This is a genomic window from Saccharopolyspora taberi, from assembly GCF_039534165.1.
GTDB classification, from domain to species: Bacteria; Actinomycetota; Actinomycetes; order Mycobacteriales; family Pseudonocardiaceae; genus Saccharopolyspora_D; species Saccharopolyspora_D taberi.
Map to the genome: position 1 here is coordinate 83,460 of NZ_BAAAUX010000040.1, position 7,163 is coordinate 90,622.

Sequence of the window (7,163 nt, forward strand, 5' to 3'; positions counted from 1 at the left end):
ACCCGCGGCGGTGCCGGTTGCGTGCGTGGGCCAAGCGGCTGCGCCGCTTCAAAAACGAGCCGGACCCTTCAGAGAAGGTCCAGGCCGTCCCACTGCGTGCAGTGCCAGCCTTCCGGGGTGCCGTCCAGGACGATGATCCCGGCGTTGGGCAGCAGGGTGGAGTTCGCCGTCGCGCCGTCGATGTTGACCGCGAGGTGGCCCGCGACCAGCCGGAGCATCGCGCCGTGGCTGACCAGCACGACCGTGCCGCCGGTGTTGCCGTCCAGCACCTGGTGCGTGGTGGCGAGGAACCGGTCGATCGCCTGCTGACCGGTCTCCCCGCCCGGCATCGGGACGTCGAGCCTGCCTTCGTGCCAGGCCGCGTAGACCTCGTCGAACAGCCGGCGGGACTCGTCGTCGGTGGTGCCCTCCAGGTCTCCGACGAAGATCTCGTGGGTGCCGTCGACGACCGCCACCTCCAGCCCGTGGCGGGCGGCGAGCGGACCGGCCGTCTGCTGCGCCCGCACCGCGCGGCTGGCGTGGATCGAGCGGATCTTCTCCTCGTCCAGCCGCTCGGCGAGCTCCCGCGCCTGCGCCCGGCCCAGCTCGGTCAGCCCGGGTCCGGGCGGCAGGGTGTCCAGCGCGTGGCGCACGTTCGACGGCGTCTGCCCGTGCCTGGCCAGCACCAGCCGGGTTCCGTCCGGGGTCATGCGAGCCGTCCCGCGCGGATCTCGGCCAGCCACTGCTCGGACGCCCGGAACGCCTGCTCGGAGGCCGACGGCCGGACGGCGGACGGCGAGTGGTCGGCCTTCGGGTACGAGCCGAGGAACCGGACCTCGCTGCACCGCCGCCGCAGCGCGGCCAGCGCGTCCCCGATCCTCGCGTCCGCGACGTGGCCGTCGAAGTCGAGGTAGAAGCGGTACTCGCCGATCCGGTCCCTGATCGGGCGGGACTCGATGCGGGTGAGGTTGATGCCGCGCAGCGACAGCTCGGCGAGCACGTCGGTCAGCGAGCCGACCTCGTGCGCGATGACGGCCGCCACCGAGGTGCGGTCCGCGCCGGTCGGTTCCGGCGGCGGGCCGGGCCTGCGGACCAGCAGGAAGCGGGTGATCGCGTCGCGGACGTCGGCCACGCCGGTGGCCAGCCGCTCCAGCGAGGGGTAGTGCTCGACCACGATCGGCGCGGAGATCGCGGCGTCGAACTCGCCCGCGTCGACGGCGGCTGCCGCGGCGGCGGTCGAGGCCGCCGGCTCGGCCCGCGCGCCGGGCAGGTTCTCCGCCAGCCAGCCGCGGACCTGGGCGATCGCGTGCGGGTGGCTGGCCACGGTGCCGACCTCCGCTGCGGTGGTGCCCTGCCGGACCAGCACGTCGAAGGTGATCGGGATGATCGTCTCGGCGACGGCCACCAGCGGGTCGCCGGAGACCAGCGAGTCGAGCGTGACCGGGACCGAGCCCTCCACCGAGTTCTCCACCGGCACCCCGGCGGCCACCACATCGCCCGCCCGGACCGCGGCCAACGCCTGCGGCACCGCGTCGTAGGCGACCAGCTCCGCGTCGAAGCCGGTGGTCAGCGCCCTGCTCGCCTGTTCGGTGAAGGTTCCGGGGGGTCCGAGATACGCGATCTGTGGCACGCCGACCAGCCTACGGCCCGCGCGGTGTGGCCCACGCCACCGCCCGCACTGCGCCAGTTCGGCGAATGTGTGACCTATCCGATGCCCCGAAACGGTCCATCCCTGCGATGCTGTGGGCGTGACCGCGGAGTCGGAACGCTCAACGGACGGAGCGGAGCCGGAGCTGCGGCTCGTCCTGTGCGCGCTGGACGAGCCGCTGACCGCAGCCTGGCGGGAGATCGCCGACGGCAGGCCAGGCGTGGACGTGCACCAGGGCTCGGTGTTCGACCGCCCCGTGGACGCCGTGGTCAGCCCGGCCAACTCCTACGGCTGGATGCGCGGCGGCATCGACGCGTTGTACGCCCGGGCCTTCCCCGACGTCGAGCAGCACGTGCGCAGGGCCGTGCTGGCCTACCACGGCGGCGAGCTGCCGGTGGGGCAGGCGCTGCTGGTCGCCACCGGCGTTCCGTCGCCGCGGTGGCTGTTCAGCTCGCCGACCATGCGCGAGCCCGGCGAGCACCTGCCCGCGGACACCGTCAACCCGTACCTGTGCGCGCGGGCGGTGCTGCGGCTGTGGTCGAACGGGGTGCTGGAGAACGGGACTCCCGTGCGCGATCTCGTGCGGTCGATCGCGATGCCCGGTTTGGGGACCGGCGTCGGCGGGGCTTCCGCTCAGCTCTGCGCTCGGCAGGTCGCCGCCGCTTGGGACGAGGTTTTCGCTCGCGTCGAGTACCGGTGAGGGTTGATCCCCGCGCCGGCTTTTCTGTTCGGGTTCCGGGTGGGCTCGACGACTGAGGGGCCCGCTGGTGCGAGCCCCTCGTCAGTTCCGTCGGGTCAGTTCTGGTCGGGTGCGGTGATCGCGATCTTGGTCGGGCCTGCCTCCGGCTTGCTCACCTCGCGGACGCGGACCTCCAGCACGCCGCGCTCGTAGCGGGCCTCGACCTGCTCGGCGGTGACGCCCTCGGGCAGGTTGAACTCGCGCCGGAAGGCGCCGGTGCGGATCTCGCGCAGCAGGACCGAGCCCTCGGAGCGGGTCTGCTCGCTGTTGCGGTTGCCGCTGATGACCAGCCTGCCGTCGGCCACCTCGACGTCCACGTCGTTGGCGATGTCGACGCCGGGCAGCTCCACTCGGATCACGACGTCCGATCCTTCGCGCTCGACGTCGGTGGCGGGCACGAAGCCCTCGACGCCCGCGCTGCCGGACAGCCGCCTGGTCAGGCTGTCGAAGTCGCGGTCCAGCTGGCGGACCAGGTTGCCGAACGGATCCCACGAAGACCTGCGGACGAGAGCCATCTCTTCCTCCTCGATTCCTGCCGTTCCGCTGACGGCTTCACCCCTTCCAACGGGCGCCGCCGTCTTCTTGTTCCCGACTCGATGACAAAAGTTGAGCCGCTTCGACGCAAGCCTGAAGGACGGGCACGGGCCGCTGACTGTGAGTACCGTCGGATCCACCAGTTACCGATCTCCCGGGAGGTCTGCGAGATGCTCATCCGCCGTTTGGCCCGGCCGCTGCTGGCGACCGCATTCATCTACGGCGGGGTGCAGGCGCTGCGCGATGTGCCGAACCACGCCAAGGCGGCGACCCCGCTGCTGGAACGGACCGTGGGCAGGGCCCGCGGCTCGCTGCCCGCCCAGCTGCCCACCGACCCCGAGACGCTGGTCCGCATCGACGGGCTGGTGAAGGTCGGCGCGGGCGCGATGCTGGCGCTGGGCCGGTGGCCGCGGCTGGCCTCGCTGCTGCTGGCGGGCAGCGTGATCCCGACGACGCTGGCCGCGCACTCGTTCTGGGAGTTCACCGACCCCGAGGAGCGGGCCAACCAGCAGGTCCAGTTCTACAAGAACGTCAGCCTGCTCGGCGGACTGCTGATCTCGGCCGTCGACACCGGCGGCAAGCCGTCGGTGGGCTACCGGGCGCGGCGCCGGGCGAACAAGGTCGCCGCCAAGGGCCAGAAGGCCGTCAAGAAGCACCGGAAGTGAACCAGATTCGGACCCCTGCCCGCGCTGCCCCGGCGGGCGCTCCGTAGCGTGGACCTCGTGCCAGTGCGGGTACTGCTTGTCGATGATCACGAGGTCGTCCGCCGCGGGCTGCGCGACCTGCTCGACACCGAAGCCGACGTGGAGGTCGTCGCGGAGGCCGGCGGGGTGGACGAGGCCCTCGTCCGGGCTCAGGCCGTCCATCCGGACGTCGCCGTGGTCGACATGCGGCTGCCCGACGGCGACGGGCTGGAGCTGTGCCGCAAGCTGCGCGCGCTCGACGAACCGCCGTTCTGCCTGGTGCTGACCGCCTTCGACGACGAGCAGGCGCTGGTCGGCGCGATCAACGCGGGCGCCTCCGGCTACCTGCTCAAGCAGGTGCGCGGCCAGGACCTGGTCAACGCGGTCCGCGAGGTCGCGGCGGGCCGCTCGCTGCTCGACCCGGTCACCACCGCCCGGGTGCTGGACCGGCTGCGCCAGTCGACCAGCCCGGAGCCGGACGAGCTCGACGCGCTCACCGAGCGGGAGCGCCGGGTGCTGGAGCTGATCGGCGAGGGGCTGACCAACCGGCAGATCGCCGAGCGCCTCTTCCTCGCGGAGAAGACGGTGAAGAACTACGTCACCGCGGTGCTCGCCAAGCTCGGCATGGAGCGGCGGACGCAGGCAGCCGCCTGGGTCGCCCGCAGGCAGAGCCACTGACCGTCAGCCGCTCGCGACCAGCACGATGAACAGCAGGCACACCCCGATGTTGATCAGCCAGCTGTGCGTGTTCATCCACTCCCGCACCTGCGGCATCACCGACACCGCGTGCTTGCGGAACAGCAGGTAGGCCAGCAGCGGCAGCGCCGCGATCAGCGCGGTCGCGGCGATGAACGGCGACGCCGCGAGCAGGCCGGCGTCGTGCTGCTCCAGGTTCATGCCCACGGTCAGCAGGACCACGATGTCGGACGGCATGAGCAGGATGACCAGCAGCCCGGTCCGCGCCGAGGTCGCCGGGCTCGCCTCCATCAGCGATTCCATCCACTTGGGCGGCTCGGCGGTCCTGCGGGTCAGGAACGCGCGCACCGCCAGCAGCGCGAGCAGCAGCACCAGGACGACCTGGATGACCGTGGCCACCGATCCGCCTTCCCGCGGCCGGCCCTCCAGCAGCCCGGTGCTGCCCAGCGCGGCGGCGAGCCCGCGGGTGATGGCGAGCCCCACCACTGTCGCGACCAGCACGCCGAGCACGAACGCGACCGAGTTGCGCACCGCTCTGGTGCTGGTCACCAGGACGATCGCGGACATGATCTGCGGCCCGGCCATCATCGTGACGGCCAGCGGGAGCACCTGGAGGTTCACCGCGGGGTCCTCAGCGGTGCGGCCGGTTGAGGAGGAATCCGACGATCACTCCGATGACCAGCACCGCCAGCAGCGCCGCCCACAGCGGGGCGGTGACCACCGGCAGCAGCACGCGGATGTCCACCACCTGCCGGTTCTCCAGCACGAACACCACCGCGAGGCCGGCGAGCACGACCCCCGTCACGACCCGCGGGGACACCCGGTGCGACCGCTTCTGCGGGCTGTTGCGCTGGGACATGCACTCAGGTTGGGGACGCGCGCTCGCGCCTCCCAGGGCACAAGGACCCCGCTCAGCCGAGCGGGACTTCCCAGGTGACGGTGGTCCCGCTGTCCGGCGAGGAGGTGATCACGCAGCGCCCGCCCGCGGCGGTGGCGCGCTCCTCCATGTTCCGGAGCCCGCGCTTGGACACGTCGCGCGGAACGCCGCAGCCGTCGTCGACGACCTGGAGCCGGAGCCCGTAGCCGGACCGGCGGACCCGGACCAGCACGGTCCGGGCGCCCGAATGCCGGACGACGTTGGACAGCGCTTCGCGCAGCGCGGCGCGGGCGTGGTCGGCGACCGCGACCGGCACGTCGGTCAGGTCGCCCTCGATGTCCAGCTTCGGCGCGCGGCCCAGCAGCTCGCCCGCGATGCGGACCTCCGAGCGCATCGACTCGGCCAGGTCCGGCGCCTGGGCGGGCGTTCCGGGATCGGCCGAGGTCAGCGTTCGCACGGTCGCGCGCACCTCGGCGATGGTCTGGTCGATCTGGTCCATGGTCTCGGCCAGCCGGTCGGCGTCGGGGCGGTCCAGCCTGCCGCTGAGCCGCTTCTCCAGCACCTCCAGCTGCACGCCCGCCGCGTAGAGCCGCTGGACGATCACGTCGTGCAGGTCGCGGGCGATGCGCTCGCGCTCCTGGTAGACCGCGATGCGCTGGCGCGCTGTCGAACCCTCGGCCAGCACCAGCGCGAGACCCGCCTGCGCGGCGAACGCGGTCAGCACGTCGACCGCCACCCGCGTGAAGGTGCTCGCCCCGCGCCTGCGGTACACCGCCAGCGCGCCCAGCCTGCGTTCGCGGGTGCCGAACGGCGCCGCCGCGAACGGCCCGTACACCCGCAGCGCCGAAGGCACGTACGGCGCGGTGATCGGGTCGTCGATGACGTCGTCGACGACCACCGGCACGCCGCTGCGGGCGACCCGCGCCGCCGCGGAGCGGGTGGACAGCACCACGCCGACGGGGTCGGCGAGCGGGCCGATCGCGGTCGGGTCGCCGTAGGCGGCCTCGATGGTCAGCCTGCCGTCGTCGCCGCGGACCATGACCAGGCACTGGTCCGCCTCGGCGAGCGCGGCGGCCTGCCGGACGACCATCGGGAGGACGACCTCCGGGTCCTCCGCCGACAGGGCGACGGTGGTGATCTCCGTCGAGGCGGCGAGCATCCGGCGGGCGAGGGTCGAGTCCATGACGTCCACGAGGCTATATCTCCTGGTAGCGGCCGGGCGCGGGATCGGGCGAAGCTCACAGCGGCGGCGGCTCCCGGTGGTCTCCCGCGAAGCTGGTGTCGCCGGGAACGGTCTCCCGAAGCTGCCGTCGCCTCCCGGAGGTCCGCCCTCACGACTCGCGGCTGCCGACCGGTGATTCCGCCAGAGCGTTTCTCAGCACCTGAACCGAACCTCGATCGGCCCGCAGCACCAGGTCGGCGTGTTCGGTCTCCGACAACCGGTGCGTCACGTGCACGACGGTCCGCCCGCGCAGCGCGTGGTGGAGCCGGTCCAGCAGCGCCTCGGACGTCGGGACGTCGAGGTGCGCGGTCGGCTCGTCGAGCAGGACCAGCTCCGCATCGGCCAGCAGCGCCCGCGCGAGCGCCACCCGCTGCGCCTCGCCGCCGGACAGCGCGGCACCGCCGGACTCCACGAAGTGGTCCAGCGGCATGTCCGGCAGACCCGCGAGCCGCAGCGCCTCGGTGAGCTCGGCGTCGTCGGCGTGCGGCGCGGCCATCCGCAGGTTCTCCCGCACCGTCGTCGACACCAGCTGCGGCTCCTGCGGACACCACGTCACGGTCCCGGGGACCCGCACCTCGCCCTGCTCGGCCCGCAGAAAACCCAGCAGCAGCGCCAACAACGTCGACTTCCCACCGCCCGAGGGCCCGACCACCGCCACGTGCGCCCCCGCCGGGATCCGCAGCTCCACGCCCTTCAGCGCCGGCTCCGCCGCGCCCGGCCACCGCGCCGCGACCCTGGTCAGCTCCACCCCGTCGCCTCCGGCGACCGGCTCCGCCGCGGCCTCC

At 73.0% G+C, this 7,163-nt stretch carries 10 protein-coding genes; 3 read left to right on the forward strand and 7 right to left on the reverse strand.

All coding sequences use genetic code 11. The features are described 5' to 3' along the window. Positions 1-68: 68 nt before the first annotated feature. Positions 69-689 carry a histidine phosphatase family protein gene (locus ABD691_RS32390; protein WP_344686173.1) on the reverse strand — a complete coding sequence of 207 codons (621 nt, stop codon included), beginning with the start codon at positions 687-689 and terminating at the stop codon, positions 69-71. Continuing rightward, positions 686-1,609, reverse strand: a complete 924-nt coding sequence (gene pheA / locus ABD691_RS32395) for a prephenate dehydratase (protein WP_344686174.1) — start codon at positions 1,607-1,609, stop codon at positions 686-688. The genes ABD691_RS32390 and pheA overlap by 4 nt, the downstream gene beginning before the upstream one ends. 112 nt (positions 1,610-1,721) lie before the next feature. On the opposite strand from pheA, the gene ABD691_RS32400 reads away from it, so the two are divergent. Beyond that, on the forward strand, positions 1,722-2,327 hold the full coding sequence (locus ABD691_RS32400) for a macro domain-containing protein (protein ID WP_344686175.1): 606 nt from the start codon (positions 1,722-1,724) through the stop codon (positions 2,325-2,327). A 95-nt stretch (positions 2,328-2,422) separates the two neighbouring features. Here the strand turns inward: ABD691_RS32400 and ABD691_RS32405 are convergent, their stop codons facing one another. Continuing rightward, positions 2,423-2,881 carry an Hsp20/alpha crystallin family protein gene (locus ABD691_RS32405; protein WP_344686176.1) on the reverse strand — a complete coding sequence of 153 codons (459 nt, stop codon included), beginning with the start codon at positions 2,879-2,881 and terminating at the stop codon, positions 2,423-2,425. A gap of 189 nt (positions 2,882-3,070) precedes the next feature. Between ABD691_RS32405 and ABD691_RS32410 the strand changes: the two genes are divergently transcribed. Beyond that, the gene (locus tag ABD691_RS32410; protein WP_344686177.1) at positions 3,071-3,565 is read left to right on the forward strand and encodes a DoxX family protein; all 495 of its coding nucleotides are present in this window, start codon (positions 3,071-3,073) and stop codon (positions 3,563-3,565) included. A gap of 57 nt (positions 3,566-3,622) precedes the next feature. Continuing rightward, complete coding sequence (locus tag ABD691_RS32415) at positions 3,623-4,261, forward strand: response regulator (RefSeq protein ID WP_344686178.1); 639 nt, start codon at positions 3,623-3,625, stop codon at positions 4,259-4,261. A 3-nt stretch (positions 4,262-4,264) separates the two neighbouring features. Here ABD691_RS32415 and ABD691_RS32420 read toward each other — a convergent pair whose 3' ends face one another. The 4 genes from ABD691_RS32420 to ABD691_RS32435 all read right to left on the reverse strand — a co-directional run. Then, complete coding sequence (locus ABD691_RS32420; RefSeq protein WP_344686179.1) at positions 4,265-4,900, reverse strand: GAP family protein; 636 nt, start codon at positions 4,898-4,900, stop codon at positions 4,265-4,267. A gap of 10 nt (positions 4,901-4,910) precedes the next feature. Next, complete coding sequence (locus ABD691_RS32425) at positions 4,911-5,138, reverse strand: LapA family protein (RefSeq protein ID WP_344686180.1); 228 nt, start codon at positions 5,136-5,138, stop codon at positions 4,911-4,913. Between the two features lie 52 nt (positions 5,139-5,190). Continuing rightward, positions 5,191-6,339 (reverse strand): GAF domain-containing sensor histidine kinase, encoded by a 1,149-nt coding sequence (locus ABD691_RS32430; RefSeq protein ID WP_344686181.1) that lies wholly within the window; start codon positions 6,337-6,339, stop codon positions 5,191-5,193. A gap of 148 nt (positions 6,340-6,487) precedes the next feature. Then, a partial coding sequence (locus ABD691_RS32435; protein ID WP_344686182.1) for an ATP-binding cassette domain-containing protein occupies positions 6,488-7,163 on the reverse strand: 676 nt, incomplete at its 5' end.